Consider the following 23,228-nt stretch of genomic DNA (forward strand, 5'->3'; position numbering starts at 1 on the left):
GAGGTACCCGGGCGCCATGACCACTAATCCCGATTACCGGAGAATGTCCCCTCCGGACAGCGCCACGAGATCGTCCCGGCCGGGCAGTCCCTCGCAGTCACCCGGCACCGTCACCGCGAACGCCCCGGCCGCGATCGCGGTGCGCAGACGCTGCTCCGGTGCCGCCCCGGCCAGCCGGTCGGCGAGGTAACCGGCCACGAACGCGTCGCCCGCGCCGACCGGGTCGATCGAGGTCACCGGCAGTGCCGGCACCTCGTGACGCGTCCCGTCGACGAGGGCCGTGCAGCCCCGGGCACCGTCCTTGACGATCACCTCGGCCGGGCCGAGTCGTGCCAGGCCGGCCAGCGGCTCGTCGTCGCCGAGCACGATCGCCGCCTCGTCCGGCCCGGCGAACACCAGGTCCGACCGGCTCACCAGGTCACGCAGCACCGGCGCGGCCTCCGCGTGCGACCACAGCTTGCTGCGGTAGTTGACGTCGAGCGACACCGGGACACCGGCCGCCCGGGCGATCTCCACCGCGTGGAAGACGGCCGCACGGGCGGTCGCGCCGAGAGCCGGGGTGATGCCGGTGACGTGCAGGATCCCGGCCGCGGCGAGCTCAGCCTCGGGGACGTCGGCCGGCGACAACCGGGAACCGGCGCTGCCGGCCCGGTGGTAGTCGGCGTGGATGAACTCCCCGGACCGGCGGTAGCGGATCATCAGGCCGGTGAACGCGTCGTCCTCGACCGCGATCACGCGGACCCCCGAGGAGCGCAACCGGGTCGTGATCAGGGATCCGGCCGCGTCCCGGCCGAGACGTCCCACCCAGGTCGCCGGGCCGCCCAGCCGGGCCACGCCGATCGCCACGTTGCTCTCCGCCCCGGCCACACCCAGGGTGAAGCCGCGGGCGTGCTCCACCGGGCCGATGCCGTCGGCGACGAAGATCCCCATCGACTCGCCGAGCGTGAGGACTCCGGTCATGAACGGGCGAACGCGACCGCGTCCACGGCGTGCCGGGCCCGGGTGGCCAGGGCCTTGAGGCTGCCACCGGTGGCGGCGTCGCCGATCAGCGGACCGCCGAGACCGACCGCGACCGCGCCGGCGGCGATCCACTTGGAGATGTCGTCCAGGCCGATGCCACCGGTCGGCATGATCCGCACAGCGGGCAGCGGGCCGCGCAGGTCCTTGAGGTAGCCGGGGCCGAGGCCGGCGGCCGGGAACAGCTTGATCAGCGGGGCGCCGGCGGTGTGCGCGCGGTAGACCTCGGTGGGGCTGAACGTGCCCGGGTAGTAGGGCACCGGCTGCGCGCCGAGGGTGTGCGCGGGCGAGACCAGGAAGTCGGCGCCGGCGTCGACAGCGGCCTTCGCCTCGTCCTCGGTGAGGACGGTGCCGGCGCCGATCTTGATGGTCTCGGGCAGCTGACGGCTGAGGCCGCCGATCGCCTCGAGAGCGCCGTGCGAGGTCAGGGTCACTTCGAGGGCGGTGACGCCGGCCGCGACGAGCACGTCGGCGACCGCGGCGAACCCGTCGGAGGTCGGGGCCCGGAGGATGGCGACGAGGCCACCCTCCACGATGGCGGCGGAGACAGGATCGAGGGGTGCGGGATGATCGGTCACCCTTCGATCCTGCCCGACCGCGACGGCCCGGAAAAGATGAGGATCCTTGTCAGCCCACCGGCTTGTCGGTCTTCGCGGCGGGGACCCGTCGCATGGCGCGGATCCGGCCGGACCCGTTCTTCGCCGCCGGGATCGCCTCCGGTGGGGTGTTCGCGATCCCGAGCTCGTCCCGGACCGCGGCCTCGAACTGCTGCATGACCAGCGGGACCTGGGCGATCAGCTCACGGAAGTGGGTCCGTGGCTCGACGCCGACCACCCCGGCCGGGTTCATGTCGCCGTGCAGCCGCTCCAGCTGCAGGTGCACCGCGAGGGCGGCACTGCGGACCGGCCCGGACGCGAGCAGCCGGACCGGCATCAGCGCCGGCCCGACCTGATCTATGTAGGCGATGGCCGACGGCGGTTTGTCGCCGGCCTCGTACGCGGCCCGCAGCCGGTAGGTGGCGCGTTCGAAGGCGGCCAGAAGCTGCACGTAGGCGTCGCGACGTTCGTCGTACCACTGCCTGGTGCGTCGCTTCCGGCTGAGCAGGTCGTTGTTACGGGCGGAGACGAGTTGCGCCACCACGGCACCGGCGAACGCGAACACGACGGCTACCAGCGGCAGCCCCCACCACGGGATCTGAGACACCCGCTTACCGTATCGACCCGCCCCGGGGGCGGTCTGTCAACCACTCCCCCGGCGAAGGCCTTGACCTCGACCTCGGTTCACCTATCAGGCTGGTCCCATGAGAGCAGTGGTCTTCGACAGGTACGGTCCGCCCGAGGTTCTGCACATCGCCGACCGGCCCGTTCCCGAGCCCGGTCCGGGCGAGATCCTGGTGCGGGTGCACGCGGCCGGAGTCCAGCCCTTCGACACCGCGTACCGGGGCGGCCGGATGTCCTGGGCACCGGCGGACTTCCCCGGTCAGACCATCGGCCAGGAGTACTCGGGTGTGGTCGAGCGGGTGGGTGACGGCGTCGGCACCGTGGCAGCGGGCGACGAGGTGCTCGGTTCGGCGATGTTCCGGGCCGCCGCCGACCTGATCGTCGTCCCTGCCGGTGACGCGGTCGCCAAGCCCGCGACGATCGGCTTCCCGACGGCAGCGGCCCTGGTCGCCGCTTCCCAGACGGCCGGCGGCGCCCTGCGCGAGCTGGCGGTGACCGCGGGCGACGTGCTGCTGGTGCACGCCGGGGCGGGCAGCGTCGGCACGGTCGCGATCCAGCTGGCCCGGCTCGCCGGCGCGACGGTGGTCGCCACCGCCCGCCCGGAGAACCACGACTACCTGCGTGGACTGGGTGCGGTGCCGGTGGCGTACGGCCCCGGCCTGGTGGACGCGGTCCGGGCCGCCGGGCTCGCGCCGACGGTCGCCCTGGACGCCGCCGGTGGTGAGGCCATCGCCCAGTCGATCGCCCTCGGTGTCGCGAGTGCCCGCGTGGGCACGATCGTCGACGACCGGGCCGCGGAGGAGCACGACGCCCGGGTGGTCCGGGCCGGCCGGTCCCCGCAGCGTCTCGCCGAGGTGGTCGCGCTGGCGGCCGAGGGCGAGGTCGTCATCGAGGTACGCACCTTCCCGCTGGACGACGTGGTCCGCGCGCACGAGCTGGTGGAGTCCCGGCGTGGCCCCGGCAAGGTGGTGCTGACAACGGTCACCGCAGGTAGCTGAGGCCGTCCAGCATCACCGAGCCGCGCCCGGTGGTGCCCTCCGCCTCCACGGTCACGGTGTGCGTGCCGCTGTCGCGCCACAGCCGGCTCCACACCACCTGGCGGTACTTCGCGGTGTCCGACCGCAGGTCGAGGACGCCCTGGTAGCGACCGTCCACGCTGATCCGGACCCGGCCGGAGGTGGCGGTGCGCCCGACCACCAGGGCGGCCGCCCGCCCGGTGAAGGTCCAGGACATCGTGGCGTCCGCGGTCGAGGCGGTGGCCGCCTCGCTGCCCAGGAACCCGTTGTCACGCAGGGTGCGCCAGGTTCCGGTCCGTCGTGCCGCGCTCTCCGCGAGGAGCATCGGGGTACGCGTGACCGACGAGCTCCGCCGGCTCCCGGCCCGGTCGGTGACCGTCACCGCCCAGGTGCCGGTCTCGCCGAGCCGGGCCGTGGTGTTCAGCGCCCGGGCGGCCCCGGCCAGGGCGGCCTGGGAGGCGCCGCCGACCCGGGCCGCGCGCAGGCCGGAGGGGTCGGTGGCGGTCCAGGTCAGCCGGACCGGCACCGCGTCGGCCATCGTCCCGGTCCGGAGGCTGAGCTGCGGCACAGCGGTGAATCGCGGGGGCACCGGGTCGGCGATCACGGTCGCGCCGGTCGCCGAGGTACGCCCGGACAGGTGCACCGCCTTGACGACCACGGCGTGCCGTCCGCGCGGCAGTTTCATCCGGGAGAGCCGGTGGCCGTTGGGTGCCAGGGTGAGGAGCCGTCCGTCGACCCACACCTCGAAGTGGTCGATCATCCGGGTCGGTGTGGACAGGTCCCAGAGCGGGCGGACCAGTCCGCGGGTGTAGTGCCGTCCGGCGTACGCGATGGTGTTGTTCAGTCGCCGGATCCGCAGGCCGGACGGGGCCGCCCCGGCGATCGCCCGGATCGCCGGCAGCTGGGCGTAGAGCGCGTTGCCCGGGCATTCGGTGGCACCGGTGTCCCGGTGCCCGGAGATCCGGTTGAGCAGCGCGGGCCGCCCGGCGGGGTAGCGGTCGCTGCCGCCGGAGACCTTGACCACCCGGCCCTGCGGCGGGCTGCCCCAGGCGCCCAGTTTGTACGCCGCGACCTGCGCCACCGACGCCCGGGCCGCGGACGAGATCGCCGTGCCCCGGTAGTCGCCGATCACCACGACGGCACTGGCGTCGGTGTTGAACCCGAGGGTGTGCGCGCCGAGCACCGACCGGTGCACGCCGCCGCCGCGGCCCTCGAAGATCGTGCCGCACTTGTCGACCAGGAAGTTGTAGCCGATGTCGTCCCAGCCCTTGCTCCGCACCTGGTAGACCTGGATGCCGCGGACGATGGCGGAGGACTGCGAGCAGCTGTAGTCGTTGCCGGTGGCGGTGTGGTGCACGAAGACCACCTGGATCGGGCCGGTGTATTCCGGCGCGTCCTTGACCAGGGCCTCGTTGGCGCCCCAGCCGGCCCGGGTGACCATCCGCGGTACCGGCCGGGTCGGGTAGTGCGCGGACACCGGCGCCATCCGGGGGCGGGCCGGGGCGGTCCGCACCTGCTCGCCGTCCGGGTTGATCAGGTCGATGCGCAGGTCGTCCGGGAGCGGCCGGCCGGCCGGGTCGGCGATCCGGGCCTGGACGCCGTCCGAGGGGCCGACCCAGAGCGGGTCGCTGGCGCCGCGGGCACCTTCGGCGCCGCCGGACGCGTCCGGGTTGTCGGTCTCCAGCGCGCGCCACGGGCTCCACCGTCCGGTGCCGGCCGCCCGGGTCCGCACCTCGATCGTGCCGCGGGCGCGGGCGCGCGGGTTCGCCCAGGTCACGCCGAGCATGCTGAACGGTTCGGTGGCGCGGGCCGGTAGTTCGGCGGAGGACGTGGCGGCGACCGGCCGCAGGGCTCCGGTGGCGCCGAACGGGAACGTCTGGACCAGCGGGCCGGCTCGCCCGGCCACGCCCGCCGGGCCGGCCGGCTGCGGCGGTGCGGCTGCCACGACGGCGAGGGCGACGGCCGGCGTGGCCGCGACCAGGGCGGTGACGAGACGGGCGGTGAGCCGGTTGCGGCGCATGTGAACTCCCCGTTGGCATTCCGGTGACCTCGTGTCACCTTGCCCGTGCCGGAAGTGACACGTGGGAAGTTCTGCGAAAAAAGCTCAGATTTCTAGTTCATTGTCCAGATAGTGGCATTCAGGGCGGTCGCGAAGGTGACCCACGCCCAGTACGGCAGCAGCAGACCCGCCGCGAGACGGGAGACCGGCCGGAACCTCCACACGGTCACGCCGATCAGGACCCACAGCACCACTATGTCGAAGAGGGCCAGTCCGTACTGGCCGAATCCGAAGAAGATCGGCGTCCAGATCGCATTCACCACCAGCTGGGCGACCCACCAGTTCAACGCCGGCGACCAACCGGTACGCCGCCAGACCAGCCAGCCGCTGACGGCGATCATCGCGTACAGGATGCTCCAGACCGGACCGAAGACCGACGAGGGCGGTGCCCAGTCCGGCTGCTGAAGACTCTGGTACTCCCCGGCGGTGCCGGACACGCCGAGGCCACCGATCAGGGCGGCCACGGCGACCGCGGCCCCGAAACCGGCCAGGGCGGGCCAGGGCGGTACCGAACGGCTCGGGCGCATCACGTGACTGCTCATGACAGGGGTGTTACCCAGCCGCGGCTCGATCTACCAGGCCGGTGATGACCCAGTCGGCGATCCGGGCGAAGTCCAGATCCGGGTCGCCGCCCTCCGCCAGCACCGCGGCGAGCAGCGGGAACTGCCCGCTCGTCACGGCCGCGGCGATCTGTTCGGCACCGTCGCGGGCGTCCGTGCGGCCCGCGCGTTCGCCGGTCACATATGCGGTGACGAATCCGGTGAACAGGCCGAGCAGGGTCATCCGGGTGACGCCGGGCAGGCCGGCCGGCTCCAGCGCCCGCAGGCCGTGCTCCAGGAACCTGAGCAGGTTGACCCCGGCCAGCTGCCGGCCGGCCAGCACCGACGGGATCCACGGGTGGGCACGCATCAGCTCGCGCTGCACGGTCAGCAGGGCCAGCAGGTCGGCACGCCAGTCACCGGTGATCTCCGGCAGGGCGAACTCCCCGGCTGCGGCGTCGACCATCAGGTCGGCCAGGTGCTCGCGGTCCGGCACGTACGTGTAGAGCGACATCGCCCCCGCACCGATCTCGGACGCGATCCGGCGCATGGTGACGGCCTCCAGCCCCTCGCTGTCGGCGACCCGGATCGCGGCGGTGACGACCTGCGACCGCGTGAATGCCGGTGGACGACCTCGTGCCACGGGAAACCTCCTGGTACTGTTTTTGGTACAGCGTACGAAAAAGGGAGCTGCGCCATGCGAAGACTGCCCTTGTCCCTCCGTCTGTGGCGGCGCCGGGCCCGGCAGGGCCCGCCCGCACGCTATGACGTCGTCTGGGAACCCGCCCTGCGGGTGCCCGGCGCCGACGGCACCACCCTGCTGGCCGACCACTACGCGCCGGTCACCGACGAGCCGTGCCCGACGATCCTGATCCGCGCCACCTACATCCGCGGCGGCTGGCCGTGGAACATGGTCTACGGCGCCGCCTACGCCGAGCAGGGCTTCCACGTGATCCTGCAGAGCAGCCGGGCCACCGGCGGATCGGACGGCGAGTTCCACACCTGGCGCAACGAGGCGCCGGACGGTCAGGCCGCGATCGAGTGGCTGCGCAAGCAGGACTGGTTCACCGGCGAGTTCCACACACTCGGCGCGAGCTACATGACCTACAGCCAGCTCTCGCTCGCCGCCGATCCGCCGCCGGAGTGGCGCGGCGCGGTCTGCCAGGTCGGCCTGACCCACCCGCACTCGTTCTTCTGGCCGGGCGGTGCGTTCGCCCTGGAGCGTTCCCTGGTCGGCGGTCTCAACCTGTTCGGCAACGCCAACATGTTCCGGGACAACGTCCGCCTGCTGATCCGGCTGCAGCGCCACTGGAAGAAGGCCGTCTTCGGGCTGCCGTTGATCGAGGCCTACCGCACGGCCATGGGCGGCCGCCGTCCCGAGTTCGAGGCGTGGCTGACCTCGCCGGAGCCGGACGACGACTACTGGCGCGGCGCCGACCTCACCGCGGCCGCCCGGACCCTGCCGGTGCCACTGAGCCTGAGCACCGGCTGGCACGACTTCACCACCGGCCAGTTCATCGATCTCTACCGGCACCGGCGCGACGCCGGGCTGCCGGTCGACCTGCTGATCGGCCCGTGGACGCACACCGGCATCCTCGACAAGGGCTGGGCCGAGTCCTACCCGTGGGCGTTGCGGGCCCTGCGCGGCCGGGAGCCGGCGACCCCGGTCCGGGTGCACGTCGGCGGCGCGGACGAGTGGCGTGACCTCCCCGACTGGCCGCCGCCCGCCGAGCCCCGGCGTTTCTTCCTCGCCGCGGACGGCCTGCGCGCGGGGCCCGGTCCGGGGGCGAGCACCTTCCGGTACGACCCGGCCGACCCCACCCCGTCGATCGGCGGCGCGCTGCAGTCGAAGACCCAGGGGACGTACGACAACGCCGAGTTGGAGGCCCGGTCCGACGTGCTGCTGTTCAGCACCGAGCCGCTGACGGGGGCGGTCGAGGTGATGGGCACGGTGCACGCCGAGTTCGACGCCACGACCACGGCGGCCAGTGCCGACCTGTTCGCCCGTCTCTGCGATGTGGACCCGTCCGGCAAGTCGGTCAACGTGTGCGACGGGCTGACCCGGTTCACCGGCGGGCGGGTCGTCGTCGACATGGGATCCACGGCACACCGGTTCCGTCCGGGGCACCGGATCCGGCTGCTGGTGGCCGGTGGCGCGCACCCCCGCTGGCTGCGCAACCACGGCACCGGGGAGCCGGTCGCGTCCGCCGTCCGGATGGTTTCGACGGACACGACCGTGCGGCACAGCTCGTCGGTGATAGTGAGCGTGGTTTAACGCTCCTCGATGTGGGGGTACTGCGTCGCCGCCCGACCCCCACATCACCTGATAAGGAGCCGATTATGTCCATCCAGGGACTCTTCTACATCATCGCCGTGATTCTGCTCGTGATCGCGGCTCTGCCGATCGCCACGCGCGGCTTCAGCCTCGCCCTGCTCGGTGCGGCGTTCGCCCTGCTCGGGTACGCGTGGCCGGTCATCACCGCCTGACCGTGCGGCGGTACACCACCACCTGCCACGGCCCGAGCCTCAGATCGTCCGGCGCCGCGGCGTTGGTCAGCAGCAGTTCCGCTGACGACCACGCCGCGGCGTCCTCGATCTCGGCACCGACCGTCTCCCCGGTGAAGTTGCCGATCACCAGGAGCTCGGTGTCGTCGAGCCGCCGGGTGAACGCGTAGAGCCGCTCGTCGTTCGGCAGCAGCATGGTGAAGTCGCCGCCGGCCACGACCGGCTCGGTGTGCCGCAGCTCGATCAGTTGCCGGTACCAGTGGAACACCGAGTCCGGGTCGTCCCGCTGCGCCGCCGCGTTGATCTCGCGGTGGTTCGGGTTGACCGCCAGCCACGGCGTGCCGGTGGTGAACCCGGCCTGCGGCGAGGCGTCCCACTGCATCGGTGTCCGGGCGTTGTCACGTCCCCGGGCCCGCAGCACGGTCAGCACCTCGTCCGGCGTCCGGCCCTCCAGGTCGAGGGCCTGACGGTAGTGCCCGAGCGCCTCGATGTCCCGGAAGTCCTCGATCCCGCCGAACGGATAGTTCGTCATGCCCAGCTCCTCGCCCTGATAGACGTAGGGCGTGCCGCGGTGCAGGTGCAGCACCGCGCCGAGCATCTTCGCCGACGCCACCCGGTGTTCCGGGCCGTCGTCGCCGTACCGGGAGACCACCCGCGGCTGGTCGTGGTTGTTCCAGTACAGGCTGTTCCAGCCCAGGTCGGCGAGACCGGCCTGCCAGCGCCCGAGGATCGCCTTGAGCTTGGTGAGCTGCAACGGCTGCAACATCCACGGATCGGTCCCGCGGTCCACCCAGACGTGATCGAACTGGAAGACCATGTCGATCTCCTGCCGGGCCGGGTCGGTGTGCAGCCGTGCCTCGTCCACGGTGACGCCGGGCATCTCGCCGACGGTCAGCAGACCCTCCCGGCCGGCGAACACCTCCCGGTGCATCTCCTGCAGGAACTCGTGCAGGCGGGGGCCGCCGACGTACGCGGCGGAGCCGTCCGCGTACGCCGTACCGGCACTCAGCCGCCCGTCCGGCAACGACGTGTCCTTGGAGATCATGTTGATGACGTCCATCCGGAACCCGTCCACGCCGCGGTCCAGCCACCAGCGCATCATCGCGTACACCGCCTCGCGGACCTCGGGATTCTCCCAGTTGAGGTCGGGCTGCTTCCGCGAGAACAGGTGCAGGTAGTACTCGCCGGTCTTCTCGTCGTACTCCCAGGCCGGCCCGCCGAACACCGAGCCCCAGTTGGTCGGCTCCGCGCCCGGCGTGCCGGGTTCCATGCCGTCGCGGGCCGGGCGCCACCAGTACCAGTCCCGCTTCGGACCGTCCTTCGACGACCGGCTCTCCTGGAACCAGGCGTGCTCGTCCGAGCTGTGGTTCACCACCAGGTCCATGATCAGTTTCATGCCCCGGTGGTGCACCCCGGCCAGCAGCTCGTCGAAGGTGGCCAGGTCACCGAAGAGCGGTTCGATGTCCTGGTAGTCGCTGATGTCGTAACCGTTGTCGTCCTGCGGGGACGGGTAGATCGGGGAGAACCACAACACGTCCACCCCGAGTTCGGCGAGGTGGTCGAGATGATCGATCACACCGCGCAGGTCGCCCATGCCGTCGCCGTCGGAGTCGGCGAAACTCCGCGGGTAGATCTGGTAGACGACCGCTTTCTTCCACCACTCGTCAGACCGCATGCCCGTAACGTATCGGGTCCGGTGTCTTTTTTCCCGCCATCCGATCCCCTGGGACGGCTACGGGGTCACGTCGATGGAGAAGACCACCCGCTTCCCCACGACGCTGTCGATACGCTCGTTGAGCCCCCACAGGCGGCCGGAGAATCTCGAGAAGGACAGGTTCTGGCTCAGCGGCGGGGTCAGCGCGATGACGTGCGGTTCCTGGCCGGGCACCGCCCGGTGGATGCAGGAGTACGCGTCCGCGCTGTTCGGGTCCTCGTTGGCACTGTCCGGGCACCGCCCGCTGATGTACAGGTTGGTGCCGTCGGTCGCCGCGCCCTGCATCTCCCAGATCGGCGACGAGTACCCGGCCACCGCGGTCACCGTGCCGTACGCGCTGCCGTCGTCGGCGCGGGGCAGGGCGGTGGAGGCGTTCAGCGGCCACCGGATGATCCGGCCGCCGGCCGCGCCGGACTTCCACTCGGCGGCGATCAGGCCGTCGGTGCCGGTGCGGTCCAGGCTCAGCGAGCTGAAGCAGGGCGTCGCCCCGGTGGTGGTCTGGCAGCTGCCGGAGCCCTTGGTCCGGGTCCAGTACCGGCCGATCATCGGCATCACCCACTGGTGGCCCCACGCGGACGAGGTGCCGCCGGAGATCCCGACGTCGGTGCCCAGGCTGTTCATCCGCCAGATGTGCCGCATGTCGTAGACCTGCAGCTCACCGCTGTTGGCCACGAACAGCCGGTTGCCGTACCAGGTGATGCCGTCGGCGTGGTTGCCCTTGACCGCCTCGAAGCCGGACTCGGTCGGCGCCACCAGCAGCACGTGACCGTACGAGTTGCCGACCGCCGAGTTCGCCGTCATCGAGATCCGGGTGAACTCGTTCTTGGACTCGTTGATCCCCCAGTACCACGACGCCAGATAGATGTGGTTGCCGTCGATCATGCCGTTGACATTGTCGCCGTCGTGGCTGGCGGTCAGCCCCTGCGGCACCCAGCCACCGGTTTTCGAGTAGTTGCTGCTCCGATCGTCCGTGGTGTTCCAGCAGAAACCGTCGGGCACGTACTTCGTGGGCAGCAGGTTCGGGTAGTGACAGAGTCCCTTGCGGCCGGTCTGCTGCCCGGACAGCGCGACGTCGAGCGTCGAGGCCGTCGACACCGCGCCCCCGCCCTCCACGGCGGCGATGCGCTGCTCGAACGTCGCCCATTCCGCCGGGTCGGTCTGCAGTTTGTACGTGCCGACCGTGGCGGCGTCGATGATCGACACCGGGGTGGCCGCGGCGGCGGGTGACGCGCCGAGCAGCGCACCGGCGGCCACCGTCACGACGGCGACGGCCGCCGCCAGTGTCGCGCGGGCCGACGGAGGTGGATCGAGAGAGAAATTCATGATGCCCTCTGTAGCAAATCCCCGCACATCTCGATCGCGAGTGGACATACTGCTGACGTGTCCCCGGACGAGAAGCGGTGTCTGCCATGAGGATCGCATTGCTGGGGCCGATCGCCTGGCGGACGCCACCACGCCACTACGGCCCCTGGGAACTGATCACCGGGCTGCTCGCCGACGGGCTGACCGCCCGCGGCGTGGACGTCACCCTCTTCGCCACCCTCGACTCGGTCACCACCGCCACCCTGGACGGCGTCGTCGCCACCGGGTACGAGGAGGACCCGGCGATCGACGGCCGCGTCTGGGAGGCGATCCACGTCGGTCACGCGCTGGCCCGGTCCGGCGAGTTCGACCTGGTCCACAACCATCTGGACTGGCTGCCCCTGGCCTTCTCGGCGCACTGCCGGGCACCGATGCTCACCACCGTGCACGGTTTCTCCGGGGCGAACATCCTGCCCGCGTACCAACGGGCCCGCTCGCACTTCGTCGCGATCTCGGACAGCGACCGCTCGCCGGACCTGGACTACGTCGCCACCGTCCACCACGGCGTCGACCTCGCCGGCCTCCCCTTCACCGCGCGCCCGGCCGGCGACGACCTGATCGTGTTCGGGCGGATCCATCCGGACAAGGGCACCGACATCGCCATCGAGATCGCCCGGCGGGCCGGCCGGCGGCTGCTCATCTGCGGAATAGTCCAGGACCAGGATTACTTCGCCGACAGCGTGGAACCCCATGTCGACGGGGAAGCCGTGGTGCACCTCGGCCCGATCGGGCCGGACCGCCGGGCGGCGATTCTCGGATCGGGCGCCGCGCTGCTGCACCCGATCCGGTTCGCCGAGCCGTTCGGGCTCTCCGTCGTGGAGTCGATGATCTGCGGGACGCCGGTGGTGGCGTACCGGAAGGGTTCGATGACGGAGGTGATCGACGAGGGTGTGACGGGCTTCCTGGTGGACACGGTGGACGAGGCGGTACTCGCCGTCGCGCGCCTCCCACGACTGGACCGTGCCGCCTGCTCCGCTCGTGCCCGGGAACGCTTCTGCGCCGAGCGCATGGTGTCCGACTACTTGGAGATTTACCGGAAGATAGCCGGTCATTAGTTAGATCTTGTTAACGTCACAATGTGAATTGCGCGTTAAACGGGCATCATTACTCGGCTGTCTTTGCGCTGTTCACACAGCGCTGAGTCCGGCCTGCGGGGAGGCGGCCGGCCGAGAAGAAAGGCCTGTCATGCCCGCGACCTACGGGTTCCTGAGCACTTATCCCCCGACCCAATGCGGTTTGGCGACATTCAATGCCGCGCTCGCCACCCACCTCAGTGGGACCGGAGGGTCGGGAGTGGTACGGCTGCTCGCCGGCGACGACACCACCGGGGGTGGGATCGCGCTCGACCGGTCCGCGCCGCGAGTCGTGCACACCTGGCACACCGACCGTCCCGGCGGCTGGGTCGCGGCCGCCACCGCGCTCAACCGCTTCGACGTGGCGATCGTGCAGCACGAGTACGGCATCTACCCGGGTGACACCGGCACCGAGGTGCTGCCGGTGCTCCAGGCGCTGCGGATCCCGTCGATCGTGGTCCTGCACACCGTGCTGACCCACCCGGACGAGATGCAGCGGACCGTCCTGGAGCAGATCGTGCGGACCGCCGACGCCGTGATCACCATGACCGACACCGCCCGGCGGCGTCTCACCGAGCTCTACGCCGTCGACCCGCACAAGATCACGGTGATCCCGCACGGCGCCGGCTCGCACCTGGGTGTGCCCCGCGAGAGTCACGACCGGCCGCACCTGCTCACCTGGGGACTGCTCGGACCGGGCAAGGGCATCGAGTGGGCGCTGCGGGCGCTCGCCTTCCTCGACGACGTCGAGCCCCGGCCGCTCTACACGGTGGCCGGCCGGACCCACCCCAAGGTGCTCGACCAGTGGGGTGACGCGTACCGGGACTCGCTGAAGGAGCTGGCGGCCGAACTGGACGTCGAGGACTGCGTGCAGTGGTCCGACGTCTACATGGAACCCGCCGACCTGTCCCGGCTGATCCGGTCGGCCGACGCGGTGGTCCTGCCGTACGACTCGACCGAACAGGTCACCTCGGGCGTGCTGATCGAGGCGGTCGGCGCAGGCGTGCCGGTGGTGGCCACCGAGTTCCCACACGCGGTGGAACTGCTCGCCGACGGTCCCGGGCTGCTCGTCCCGCACCAGGACCCGGAGGCGATGGCGATGGCGATCCGGCACATCATCACCGAACCGGGGCTGACCGGCCGGCTCACCGGCCTGGCCGGCGGGCCGACTCTGCGCTGGCCTGCCGTGGCGGCCCGATATCAGGCCCTGGCCGGGCGCCTGCTCGCCGATCGTCTTCCTCTCGCCGCCGCGGCCACCATCCCGGCATGACCACCGGATCTCTGAGGCTGCTGCCGCCGCCGATCCGGATCACCGACGTCCCGGCGCCGCGCTGGGACCACGTGCACCGGCTCTCCGACGACACCGGGCTGCTCGAACACGCCCGCTACGCCATCGTCCGGCGCGAGCACGGGTACTGCGTGGACGACGTGTCCCGTGGCCTGCTGGTGATCGCCCGCGAACCGCACCCCGGACCGGATCTGATCAGGCTGGCCGAGCGCTACCTGGCGTTCCTCACCCACGCCCAGGGACCGGACGGCGGTTTCCGCAACCGGCTCGGCTACGACCGGCGGTGGCTGGACGAGCCGTCGGCCGGCGACTGGTGGGGGCGGGCCCTGTGGGGGCTGGGCACCGCGGCGTCCCGATCCGGGGCGCCGTGGATCCGCCGGGAGGCCCTGACCGCCTTCCGGCAGGGCGCCCGCCGCCGGTCGCCGTGGCCGCGGGCGATGGCGTTCGCCGGGCTGGGCGCCGCCGAGCTGCTGCGCGCCGACCCGCACGACAGCGGGGCAGCCGAACTGCTCGGTGACGCGGCGACCGTGATCGGCGTGCCCGGCTCGGATCCGGACTGGGTGTGGCCGGAGCGCGAGCTGACGTACGCGAACCCGGCCCTCGCCGAGGTGATCATCGCGGCCGGTGATCTGCTCGGCGACGAGGCGCTGCTCGGCGACGGCCTGCGGATGCTCGCCTGGCTGTGCGGCATGCAGGAGCACCACGGCCGGCTCTCCACCGTCCCGGTAGCCGGCTGGCGTCCCGGTGAGCCGCTCGCCCGGTTCGACCAGCAGCCGATCGAGGCCGCCGCCACCGCCGACGCCTGCGCCACCGCCGCCGCCGTGACCGGCGACGAGCGCTGGGACGCCCCGCTGTTCCAGGCGATCACCTGGTTCCTCGGCGACAACGACGGCGGATCGGTGATGTGGGACCCGGATACTGGCGGATGTTATGACGGATTGACGGCGGAAGGTCCTAATCTGAATCAGGGAGCCGAATCCACCCTCGCGCTCGTCTCCACGCTGCAGCATGCCCGCACGCTGGCGATCCGGAGCGCGACCCGACCGTCAGGGGCGGCTTAGCATGACCGCAACGATGAACGCGACCGACATCACCCGGCACACCATCACCATGGCCCCCGACGGGCGCCGCGTGGTGATCAAATTGTTCGTGCCCGGCGAGGACGCCAATTCACCCCACAACCGGGCCTCCTGCCTGATCGAGCGCATCCTGCAGCTCGACGAGGCCGACATCACCCGCATGCTCGACGACGTGCTGACCCGCTTCTCCGGGCGGCACCACGACATCCTGGCGGTGTTCCAGCACCACTACGAGGTCGTCCAGCACCGGGTGCCGCCGGAGGCCGACCTGTCGCCGTCGGCGCGCAGCCTCATCGGGGCGTACTTCAGTCACGAGTTCTCGGTGGAGGCGGCCGCCCTCTGCAACCCGTCGATCGTCCCGCACCCCGACCAGATCGGGCTCGCGGCCGGTGAGCTGCGGGCGGCGGTCAGCCTGCGGCAGATCGGCGAGGGGCACATCTCCTCGGTCGGCTTCTGCAGCGTGATCCTCGGGCCGGGGGCGACGATCCGGCTGGAGGACCGGGACGGGCCGCTGGCGATCGGCACCCGGGTCGGCGCCAAGCACATGCGACACCAGCTGTTCGCGGCGCTCGGCGACGACGACATCGACAACGAGGCCTCGGCGTACGTCCTGAACGCCCTCCCGGAACGCTTCGACGACCAGGAGTTCGAGGACGTCCTCAGCCACATCCCGCACGAGCTGCAGGCCCGCCCGACCACGCCGATGACGCTCGACCTGCTCCGGCGGATCGTGCACGACGACTACGCGGTGACCTTCCCGGCCGCCATGCCCCTGCACCAGCGGGTGCTCTGGCCGGCCACCCCGAGCGAGAGCCGGGGCATGGAGGACGCCCGGTTCGTGCAGGTGGTCGACCCGGACGGGCGCCCGGCGTACCAGGCGACCTACACCGCGTACGACGGGTTCAACATCTCCGGTCGGGTGATCTACACCCGGGACCTGCGGCATTTCGAGGTGACCACGCTGCACGGGCCGGCCGCCCGCAACAAGGGCATGGCGTTGTTCCCGAGATACATCGGCGGGAAGAAGATGGCGCTCTGCCGCTCCGACGGCGAGACCCTCGGATTGGCCGTCCGCGACGACCAGCACCGCTGGCAGCCGGCCGGTCCGCTGCTCGTCCCGCACCGCGGCTGGGATCTGATCCAGGTCGGCAACTGCGGCTCGCCGATCGAGACCGAGGCCGGCTGGCTGGTGCTCACCCACGGCGTCGGCCCGATGCGCCGGTACGCGATCGGCGCCATGCTGCTCGACCTGGAGAACCCCGAGCGGGTGATCGCCGACCTGCCGGAGGGCCTGCTCGACCCGGACGAGACCGAACGGGAGGGGTACGTCCCGAACGTCCTCTACTCCTGCGGCGGCATGGTGCACGACGGCCGGTTCTGGCTGCCGTACGCGCACAGCGACGTCCGGATCGGTTTCGCCAGCATGCCGCTGGACCAGTTGCTCGACCGGATGCAGCCGGTCACGTCCTGACGCCGACCGTGCCGGCCACCACCCAGATGGTCAGCACGGCCAGGAAGGTCCCGCTCGCGCCGGCCGCCGCCACGCACTCCAGCCACTCGTCGCGGACGCCCGGCGGGGTGGGCCACTTGTCCTCCGGCACCCTCGGGTTGACCATCGGCAGCACCACGGCGGCCGACTCGGGAGTGCCGAACAGGCAGGTCACCGGGGTGGCGCTGAGGTCGCGCAGACCGGCGGCGACCATCCGCCGGCGCAGGGTGCGGCCCATGTCCAGCCGGCGCGGGGTGAAGTGCCCGCAGGCGTGGTCGAGCACCACCTCGCCCAGCCCGGACGGCATCCCGTCGAACGCCAGCGACGACCAGTCGGTGTCGATCAGGCAGATCCGGCCGCCCGGCCGGGTCACCCGGATCATCTCGGCGATGGCCACGTCGGGGTCGTCGACGTGCTGCAGGACCCGCTCGCACCAGACCCCGTCGAATCCGCCGCCGGGCAGGTCGAGCGCGCAGACGTCGCCGGTCAGGTACCGCACGTTGGAGCCGTCGTGCAGGCCGACCGCGGCCGCGGTCACCGACGCGGCGTGGTCCACCGCGACCACCTCGCCGAACGTGCCGACCTCGGCGGCCAGCAGCCGGGCCACCTCACCGCTGCCGGAGCCGGCGTCGAGCAGCCGCTGTCCCGGGGCGGGGCGCAGCTGCTCGTAGGCCGTGCGGCGCACCCGGCGGATCTCCGGGTGCTGCCCCATCTCGGTCAGGGCCGCCAACACCATCGCGGACATCTGTGCTGACAGGCCGTCGATGTCGGCGAACGGCGTACGGTCCTTCTGAGCGGGTTCCATGGATCCGATTGAACATCGCGCACAGCCCGAACCGACCATGTCGTCATCCATCCGACAGGCGCGGTACCTGGCCTTTCTCTTGATCCGTTCCACTTTCCGGCGCGCGTACTACAACGTTTTCCGCCCATCGGCATCCGCACGGACGGTAATGGGGTACGCATCACACCGTCACGGGCCGATTGGCATGCAACAGGATGGCAATCCATGTGAAAAACTTCCGGACATGATCGAGCGGGTGAAGTTCGGACTGGTCGGCTACGGCAGCGGCGGACGCGTGTTCCACGCACCGCTCATCGCCTCAGCCCTGAACGTCGATTTCGTCGGCGTCGTCACCACGTCGCCGGAGCGCAGGGCACAGGTCGCCGAGGACCACCCCGGCGTCGCCACCTTCGACTCGGTCGCCGCGCTCGCCGAGGCCGGCGCCCAGGCCGTGGCGATCTCCACGCCCGCCGACAGCCACGCCACGCTGGCCCGCGAGGCCATCGCCGCCGGTCTGGTCACCGTCGTCGACAAGCCCTTCACACTCGACGCCGAGTCCGCCCGCAAGCTGGTCACCGAGGCGGAGACGGCCGGTGTGCCGCTCACCGTCTACCAGAACCGGCGCTGGGACTCCGACTTCCTCACCCTGCGCAAACTGATCGAGAAGGGCTCCCTCGGCGACGTCCGGCGCTTCGAGTCCCGGATGGAACGCTGGGCGCCCGACCGCGAGCCTCCCGCGGCCGGCGGCGGCACCCTCCTCGACTTCGGCTCCCACCTCGTCGACCAGGCCGTCCAGCTGCACGGACCGGTCACCCGCGTGCACGCCGAGATGCGCGGCGCGCCGCTCGACGACGACTTCTTCATCGCCCTGCACCACAGCGGCGGCGTCGAGTCGCACCTCTGGGGCAGCTGGCGCCAGCCCGGCCCGGGACCCCGGTTCCGCGTCACCGGCACGCTCAGCACGTACATCTCCCCCGAGCTGGACCACCAGGAGACGCTGCTCAAGGCCGGCAAGACCCCGGCCAAGCTGGCCGATCGCTGGGGTGTCGAGCCGGAGCGCAACTGGGGTCACCTGCACCGCGGCGCGACCGGCGCCCCCGTGGAGAGCTGCCGGGGTCGCTGGGACACGTTCTACCCAGCAGTGGCCGAGTCGATCCTGACCGGTGCGCCGCTGCCGGTGGATCCCTGGGACACCGTCCGCAACATGGAGATCCTGGACGCCGCCCGGCAGAGCGCCACCACCGGCGTTTCCGTCACTCTCTGACACGAGGGGCAGATCCGGGCGGACTCGCTGAGATCGGCGGCAGGCGGCGGCCTGCTCGTCGTGGCCCTGCCGACGTTCGGTCCCGGCGGGCGGATCTCGCACGCCGCTTCGGGGGTACGCGCCGAGGCCGCTTCGGGGGTACGCGCCGAGCTGCACCCAGGAGCACCACACCTCCCGCCGCCACCAGCGCGGCGGGAGCCCACGCTCACCCTCCCTGCGGCCCCGATCACCACGCGGATGTCGAGCACGGAACGTGTCTAGACACGTTCCGTGGTCAGGGTGCGAAGCCCATCCGCGTGGTGACTTCGGGCGCGCTGGACGCCCCAAATCACCACACCCCTGGCGGTGTGGTGAATACGGGCGCGCTGGACGCCCCAAATCAACACACCCCTGGTGGTGTGGGGACTTCGGGCGCGCTGGACGCCCCAAATCAACACACCCCTGGTGGTGTGGTGAATACGGGCGCGCTGGCCGCCCGAATTCACCACACTGTTGTGGGTGTGGTGAATTCGGGCGTGCTGAGCGCCCGAAATCACCACAGAGGCAGACCCTGACTGCGAAAGGTGTCTAGCCGCGGGGGATGACCTGCGCGGTGGCCAGCGAGTCGGCGAACGCTGTCGGCTCGCGGTCCAGCCCGCCCGGGACCAGAGACAGGGCAGGGCTGTCGGATTCGGTCATCGCGGTGAGGATGTCGTCAGGGGTCAGGCCCGCCGACTGCAACAGCCGGATCTCGCGGGCGTTGACGCCGACCGGGAGCGGACCGTTGCCGAGGTCGGTCCCGTAACGGACGCTTCCGCCGTACCCCAGGAAGAGCCGCAGGTTGCGCAGCGCGGTCTCGACAGCGGGGTTGGTCTGTCCCCGGCCGTGGATGTCGAGCGTGCTGATCCAGCGCATCCGCTCGGCACTCTCCCGGAGCAGGCCGTCGTCGAGCGGCTCCGACCAGGGTGTGTGCGCCAGCATGTCCGCACCGGCGGCCAACGCCGCGGCAACCGTGCCGGGCCCTTCGGCGTGCACGACGACCGGGAGCCTCGCCGCGTGCGCGGCCGTCACGACGGCGTCGAGGGTGCCCTGCGGCAGCATCGGCCCTCCGGCGTGCGCGGTCACTTTGATCAGCGAGGCACCGTGCCCGGAGGCCTCCGTGACGGCATCGGCCCCGTCCGCCGCGGAGTGGATCTCCCGCCAGCTGCCGGCGGGCGCCCACGACCGGTCGCTGGGATAGCCGCCCGGAGCGATCAGGAACGGTCCCGCATAGCGGATCAGCGGAAGCCCCCGTGCCTTCGCCGCCAAGTCGGCGACGACCGCGGGGTCGGCGCCGAGGTCCCAGACCGCGGCGATGCCACCGGCCCGCACCGCGGCGAGGTCGACCAGCGCTGAGTGCACGTGCGCGTCGATCAGGCCGGGTAGCAGCGTTCCGGGGAGGCTGCGGCTGTCGGCGGGCGCCATCTCGGCCGGCATCGGCTTGGCCCGGCCACCGCCGTCGACCCGCAGCGCGACACCGTTCCGCAGCCGCCCACCCCACCAGACGGAGTCGGCCAGCAGCCAGGTCGCAGAGGGCTGGACGGCGCTTCGCGTGACTGTCGCGGTACACGGGGTACGGCGCAGCGCGGCCACCGCACAGCCGCCCGAGGCCCCGCCGCAACATCCGGCAGCCGGTTCCTCCTCGATGCTCACCGGTGCTTCTCCACCAGGTCGCGGAGCAGGGCCAGGCCGTCGTGGACCTCGGCGAAGCCGGTGCTCAGCGGCGCCGGGCCGATGCGCAGGCCGTCGGGGCGGCGGTAGTCGGGAATCACGCCGCCATTCCACAACGGCTCCAGCAGCCGCTCGAATCCGGGTCGTCGCAGGGTGACGTGGCCGCCACGCCGGTCCTGGTCGCGTGGGCTGACCACCGTGACGCCGTGCGGCGCCAGCCAGGTGTCGGCCAGCTCCAGCACATAGTCGGTGAGCAGCAACGATTTCGTCCGGACCGCCTCGATGCCGGCCGATTCCAGCATGTCCAGGTTGGCGTGCAGCGGCACCATCGCCAGGATCGGCGGGGTCCCGCTGAGCAGGGCACGGATCCCGGCCGCCGGCTCGTATCGCGGGCCCATCTCGAACGACGCCCGGTGGCCCATCCAGCCCTGGATCGGCTGGCGCACCGTCTCGTGCAGCTCCCGGCGCAGGTAGGCGAACGCCGGCGCCCCCGGCCCCCCGTTGAGGTATTTGTAGGTGCAGCCGACCGCGATGTCCACACCCCAGTCGTCCAGCGCGACCGGCACGGATCCGGCGGAGTGGCACAGGTCCCACAGCGTCAGCGCGCCCGCCGCGTGCGCGATCCGGTTGATCTCCGCGACGTCGGCGAGCCAGCCGGAGCGGTAGGCGACGTGTGAGAACAGCACGAGCGCCGTCTCCTCGTCGACCGCCGCGGCGACCTGCGACGGGTGGATCCCGGTCACCGGGTCGGTCTCGATCCAGACCAGGGTGAGGTCACGTTCGGCGGCGATGCCCTCCAGCACGTACCGGTCGGTGGGGAAGTTGTCGGTGTCCAGGACGACCTTGCGACGGCCGGGGCGGGCGCCGACGGCCGCGCGGGCCAGCTTGTAGAGCAGGACGGTCGTCGAGTCGGCGATCACCGTCTGGCCGGGCGCGGCACCGAGGGCGATCGCGCCGAGCCGGTCCCCGAGGGTGAGCGGCCATTCCAGCCAGCCGTCGGTCCAGCCGCGGATCAGACGGCCGCCCCACTGTTCCCGGACGAACTCCTCGACCGTCCGGGCGGTCGCCTCCAGGGGCCGGCCCAGCGAGTTGCCGTCCAGGTACGACAGCAGGTCGCTGCCGGGCGGGGTGAGGAACGCGTCCCGGTGCGGCGCGAGGGGGTCGGCGGCGTCCAGGGCGGCGGCGCGGGCGAGCAGGTCGCTCAACGAGGAACTCCGATCTCGGTACGCACGGCGAACAGTTCCGGGAAGAACGTGAGGTCCAGGGCCGCCTTGAGGAACGACACCCCGCTGGAGCCGCCGGTCCCCCGTTTGACGCCGATGGTCCGTTCCACCGTCTTGAGGTGCCGGAACCGCCAGAGCTGGAAGTTCTCCTCCAGGTCGACGAGTTCCTCGCAGGCTTCGTAGACGTCCCAGTTCTGGTCGGCGTTCTCGTAGATCTCGCGGAACACGGGCACCAGGGTGGGCTGGTAGTCGTACGCCTCGGTGACGTCGCGCTGCAGGATCTCGACCGGGACGGCGTGCCCGCGGCGGGCCAGGAAGTGCAGGAACTCGTCGTAGACGCTGGGGCTGCCGAGGGCGTCCTCGAGGAGTTCCCGGGCGGCGGGCGCGTCGTCGAAGACGCTCAGCATCCGGCGGTCCTTGTTGCCGAGCAGGAACTCGACGGCCCGGTACTGGTAGGACTGGAAGCCGGAGGAGGTGCCGAGGAAGCTGCGGAACTGGGCGTATTCGGTGGGGGTCAGGGTGGCCAGCACCGACCACTGTTCGGTCAGGGTGCGCTGGATGTGCTTGACCCGGGCGAGTCCCTTCAGGGCCGGCCGCAGCTCGTCCTTGGCCAGGTGCCGTTGCACCGCGCGCAACTCGTGGATGATCAGTTTGAGCCAGAGCTCGGATGTCTGATGCTGCAGGATGAACAGCAGCTCGTCGTGGTGCTCCGGCACGCTCACCGGGTGCTGTGCACCGAGGATCTCGTCCAGGTGCAGGTATTCGCCGTACGACAGGTTGACGTGGAAGTCCTTGACGATCCCGTCCTCGATCGGTCGTTGTGACGCCATGACGCCCTCCCTCACAGGCTCGGTACGGGTCCCCAGTACACCCACCGGCCGTCGTGGTGGACGAAGCGGCTGTTCTCCTCCATCACGCCGGGCCGGCCGTCTTCGGTGTAGTGGGCGCGGAACGCGACGGTGCCCTCGGCGTCGAACAGTCCTCCGCCGGTGGTCCCCAGAATCTCCAGTCGTACCCAGCGCAGGCCCGGCTCAGGCGTGACGTCGGCGGGGCGGGTGTCGGGGTGCCACGAGTGCAGCAGGTAGGCACGGCGGTCCTGCGCGTAGGCGCTGAACCGGGAGCGCATCAACGTCTCCGGGTTCGCGGCGGGTTTGCCGTCGTGCGGCAGGAAGCAGCAGGCGGCGTACGATCCGCCGCCGCAGGGGCACGGCAGGTCGGCGACGTGACGCGGGGGGCGTGGGCGAGGCATCCGCCCATCCTCGCTCAGTGCGCCTGTTGCTCCACGACGATCCCGCTGATGACTTTCTGGCAGCGGTCGAGTTCTTCGATGAGGTTGCGCATCTCCTCGATCGCGGAGACGGCGTCGCCCGTGCCGGACCGGATGCCGTCGACCTGGCTGCCGATCTGGCTGGTGGCGGTGGCGGTCTCGTTGGCGAGGTCCTTGACCTCGCTGGCGACCACGGCGAAGCCGCGTCCGGCCTCGCCGGCGCGGGCCGCCTCGATGGTGGCGTTGAGTGCCAGCAGGTTGGTCTGGCGGGCGATGGTGGCGATCAGCTGCACCACGTTGCCGATCTCGGTGCTGCTCGCTTCCAACCGCTGGATGACCTGGACCGCGGTCTCGGCGGCGCGGACCGCGGACCGGGTGGCGGTGGCCATGTCGTCGCTCACGCTGGCGAGCCGGTGCACGGAGTCGCGCTGCCGGTCCTGCGCCGACCAGTCGTCGTTCTGCTCCCAGTCGGTCATGTGGGGGTGGCCCCTTTCTGCCGTTCGCCACCAACATCCCACCGGACCGTCGGCGGCGCGGCGATTTCCCCGTGCCTGCAAATGTCTGCAAGCACAGCCGGAGCCGGGTCCGCGTACGCAACAAGGAAGTTCATTTCTTGCAAGGATCCGACGTAAGATTCCGA

At 71.3% G+C, this 23,228-nt stretch carries 22 protein-coding genes; 8 read left to right on the forward strand and 14 right to left on the reverse strand.

Features of this window, described 5'->3' with window-relative positions; all coding sequences use genetic code 11:
• Nucleotides 1–33 precede the first annotated feature (33 nt).
• From WH85_RS24135 to WH85_RS24145, 3 genes are read right to left on the reverse strand one after another with little or no spacing between them, the layout of a single operon-like run.
• Nucleotides 34–960: a sugar kinase gene (locus WH85_RS24135; RefSeq protein WP_045744254.1), complete on the reverse strand. Its 927-nt coding sequence runs from the start codon at nucleotides 958–960 to the stop codon at nucleotides 34–36.
• Nucleotides 957–1,595, reverse strand: a complete 639-nt coding sequence (locus WH85_RS24140) for a bifunctional 4-hydroxy-2-oxoglutarate aldolase/2-dehydro-3-deoxy-phosphogluconate aldolase (RefSeq protein ID WP_052720762.1) — start codon at nucleotides 1,593–1,595, stop codon at nucleotides 957–959. Before WH85_RS24140 ends, WH85_RS24135 begins: the two co-directional genes overlap by 4 nt.
• A 49-nt stretch (nucleotides 1,596–1,644) precedes the next feature.
• Nucleotides 1,645–2,220, reverse strand: a complete 576-nt coding sequence (locus WH85_RS24145; protein ID WP_045744255.1) for a hypothetical protein — start codon at nucleotides 2,218–2,220, stop codon at nucleotides 1,645–1,647.
• Nucleotides 2,221–2,317: 97 nt separating this feature from the next.
• On the opposite strand from WH85_RS24145, the gene WH85_RS24150 reads away from it, so the two are divergent.
• A complete protein-coding gene (locus WH85_RS24150; protein WP_045744256.1) occupies nucleotides 2,318–3,235 on the forward strand; it encodes an NADP-dependent oxidoreductase in 918 nt (305 codons plus the stop codon).
• Here the strand turns inward: WH85_RS24150 and WH85_RS24155 are convergent.
• From WH85_RS24155 to WH85_RS52360, 3 genes are all read right to left on the reverse strand, one after another.
• Nucleotides 3,219–5,273 (reverse strand): N-acetylmuramoyl-L-alanine amidase, encoded by a 2,055-nt coding sequence (locus tag WH85_RS24155; RefSeq protein WP_045744257.1) that lies wholly within the window; start codon nucleotides 5,271–5,273, stop codon nucleotides 3,219–3,221. The two genes, WH85_RS24150 and WH85_RS24155, sit on opposite strands and share 17 nt — an antisense overlap.
• Before the next feature lie 92 nt (nucleotides 5,274–5,365).
• Nucleotides 5,366–5,854 carry a TspO/MBR family protein gene (locus WH85_RS24160; RefSeq protein WP_045744258.1) on the reverse strand — a complete coding sequence of 163 codons (489 nt, stop codon included), beginning with the start codon at nucleotides 5,852–5,854 and terminating at the stop codon, nucleotides 5,366–5,368.
• Between the two features lie 10 nt (nucleotides 5,855–5,864).
• Entirely contained in the window at nucleotides 5,865–6,494 is a 630-nt protein-coding gene (locus WH85_RS52360; protein WP_045744259.1) for a TetR/AcrR family transcriptional regulator, read from the reverse strand.
• A gap of 54 nt (nucleotides 6,495–6,548) precedes the next feature.
• Here WH85_RS52360 and WH85_RS24170 point away from each other — a divergent pair, with 54 nt between their 5' ends.
• Both WH85_RS24170 and WH85_RS51690 read left to right on the forward strand, forming a co-directional pair.
• A complete protein-coding gene (locus tag WH85_RS24170; RefSeq protein ID WP_045744260.1) occupies nucleotides 6,549–8,126 on the forward strand; it encodes a CocE/NonD family hydrolase in 1,578 nt (525 codons plus the stop codon).
• 65 nt (nucleotides 8,127–8,191) lie between these two features.
• On the forward strand, nucleotides 8,192–8,338 hold the full coding sequence (locus tag WH85_RS51690) for a hypothetical protein (RefSeq protein ID WP_169792483.1): 147 nt from the start codon (nucleotides 8,192–8,194) through the stop codon (nucleotides 8,336–8,338).
• Here WH85_RS51690 and WH85_RS24175 read toward each other — a convergent pair.
• Both WH85_RS24175 and WH85_RS24180 read right to left on the reverse strand, forming a co-directional pair.
• Nucleotides 8,328–10,031, reverse strand: a complete 1,704-nt coding sequence (locus WH85_RS24175; protein ID WP_045744261.1) for an alpha-glucosidase — start codon at nucleotides 10,029–10,031, stop codon at nucleotides 8,328–8,330. The two genes, WH85_RS51690 and WH85_RS24175, sit on opposite strands and share 11 nt — an antisense overlap.
• 57 nt (nucleotides 10,032–10,088) lie before the next feature.
• On the reverse strand, nucleotides 10,089–11,393 hold the full coding sequence (locus tag WH85_RS24180) for a hypothetical protein (RefSeq protein ID WP_052720763.1): 1,305 nt from the start codon (nucleotides 11,391–11,393) through the stop codon (nucleotides 10,089–10,091).
• Between the two features lie 86 nt (nucleotides 11,394–11,479).
• On the opposite strand from WH85_RS24180, the gene WH85_RS24185 reads away from it, so the two are divergent.
• From WH85_RS24185 to WH85_RS24200, 4 genes are all read left to right on the forward strand, one after another.
• Nucleotides 11,480–12,487 carry a glycosyltransferase family 4 protein gene (locus WH85_RS24185; protein ID WP_045744262.1) on the forward strand — a complete coding sequence of 336 codons (1,008 nt, stop codon included), beginning with the start codon at nucleotides 11,480–11,482 and terminating at the stop codon, nucleotides 12,485–12,487.
• A 130-nt stretch (nucleotides 12,488–12,617) separates the two neighbouring features.
• Nucleotides 12,618–13,775: a glycosyltransferase gene (locus WH85_RS24190; RefSeq protein WP_045744263.1), complete on the forward strand. Its 1,158-nt coding sequence runs from the start codon at nucleotides 12,618–12,620 to the stop codon at nucleotides 13,773–13,775.
• Entirely contained in the window at nucleotides 13,772–14,854 is a 1,083-nt protein-coding gene (locus WH85_RS24195) for a glycosyltransferase (RefSeq protein WP_211275433.1), read from the forward strand. The genes WH85_RS24190 and WH85_RS24195 overlap by 4 nt, the downstream gene beginning before the upstream one ends.
• A gap of 1 nt (nucleotide 14,855) precedes the next feature.
• Nucleotides 14,856–16,343, forward strand: coding sequence for a glycoside hydrolase family 130 protein (locus WH85_RS24200; protein ID WP_045744264.1), 1,488 nt, complete (start codon nucleotides 14,856–14,858; stop codon nucleotides 16,341–16,343).
• Here the strand turns inward: WH85_RS24200 and WH85_RS24205 are convergent.
• The gene (locus WH85_RS24205) at nucleotides 16,333–17,166 is read right to left on the reverse strand and encodes a methyltransferase domain-containing protein (RefSeq protein ID WP_052720764.1); all 834 of its coding nucleotides are present in this window, start codon (nucleotides 17,164–17,166) and stop codon (nucleotides 16,333–16,335) included. The genes WH85_RS24200 and WH85_RS24205 overlap by 11 nt on opposite strands.
• 223 nt (nucleotides 17,167–17,389) lie before the next feature.
• Between WH85_RS24205 and WH85_RS24210 the strand changes: the two genes are divergently transcribed.
• Nucleotides 17,390–18,409 carry a Gfo/Idh/MocA family protein gene (locus WH85_RS24210; RefSeq protein ID WP_045744265.1) on the forward strand — a complete coding sequence of 340 codons (1,020 nt, stop codon included), beginning with the start codon at nucleotides 17,390–17,392 and terminating at the stop codon, nucleotides 18,407–18,409.
• A gap of 567 nt (nucleotides 18,410–18,976) precedes the next feature.
• Here the strand turns inward: WH85_RS24210 and WH85_RS24215 are convergent.
• The 5 genes from WH85_RS24215 to WH85_RS53795 are packed head-to-tail and all read right to left on the reverse strand — an operon-like array spanning nucleotide 18,977 to nucleotide 23,064.
• Nucleotides 18,977–20,080 carry an amidohydrolase family protein gene (locus WH85_RS24215; RefSeq protein WP_245674071.1) on the reverse strand — a complete coding sequence of 368 codons (1,104 nt, stop codon included), beginning with the start codon at nucleotides 20,078–20,080 and terminating at the stop codon, nucleotides 18,977–18,979.
• The gene (gene kynU / locus WH85_RS24220) at nucleotides 20,077–21,303 is read right to left on the reverse strand and encodes a kynureninase (protein ID WP_045744266.1); all 1,227 of its coding nucleotides are present in this window, start codon (nucleotides 21,301–21,303) and stop codon (nucleotides 20,077–20,079) included. The genes WH85_RS24215 and kynU overlap by 4 nt, the downstream gene beginning before the upstream one ends.
• On the reverse strand, nucleotides 21,300–22,151 hold the full coding sequence (locus tag WH85_RS24225) for a tryptophan 2,3-dioxygenase (RefSeq protein WP_045744267.1): 852 nt from the start codon (nucleotides 22,149–22,151) through the stop codon (nucleotides 21,300–21,302). Before WH85_RS24225 ends, kynU begins: the two co-directional genes overlap by 4 nt.
• An 11-nt stretch (nucleotides 22,152–22,162) precedes the next feature.
• A complete protein-coding gene (locus tag WH85_RS24230) occupies nucleotides 22,163–22,570 on the reverse strand; it encodes a YchJ family protein (protein WP_045744268.1) in 408 nt (135 codons plus the stop codon).
• Between the two features lie 14 nt (nucleotides 22,571–22,584).
• Nucleotides 22,585–23,064: a methyl-accepting chemotaxis protein gene (locus WH85_RS53795; RefSeq protein WP_045744269.1), complete on the reverse strand. Its 480-nt coding sequence runs from the start codon at nucleotides 23,062–23,064 to the stop codon at nucleotides 22,585–22,587.
• Nucleotides 23,065–23,228 lie beyond the last annotated feature (164 nt).

The organism is Actinoplanes rectilineatus (assembly GCF_000962825.1).
In the GTDB taxonomy this organism is placed as follows: domain Bacteria; phylum Actinomycetota; class Actinomycetes; order Mycobacteriales; family Micromonosporaceae; genus Actinoplanes; species Actinoplanes rectilineatus.